1 protein-coding gene is annotated in these 306 nt (G+C 58.8%); it reads right to left on the minus strand.

The window, feature by feature from the left end:
- On the minus strand, nucleotides 1–306 hold a 306-nt coding region (locus AC1RPQ_RS08300; RefSeq protein ID WP_481762313.1), incomplete at both ends, for a hypothetical protein.

A 306-nucleotide genomic window follows, 5' to 3' on the forward strand; every position in this document is an offset into this window, starting at 1 on the left:
CACCACAGCTTCCACGATATCACGCATCGTGGTCCACGGGTCCGTTACCTGGCTCCCCGCATCGATTTCGAATTCGGCCTCAATATCGCTACGCAACTCTTCCATGTCGATTTCATCGAAGTTGTATTCTACGGTAAGATTCGTGTCGAGTTCGAGCGGGCCGTTCCCGACTGCGGCGCGCACCACACGCCGGACACGCTGCGCGAGACCCGGGTCGTACTTGACCTCGGGTTCGCTGGCCTTGATACCGGCCTGCGCGTCCAGCACGTCCATCACCACGTCGTACACCTGATCCCATTGCTGAAT

The sequence above is a fragment of the Dellaglioa sp. CoH-57-MRSF-21 genome (genome assembly GCF_056781915.1).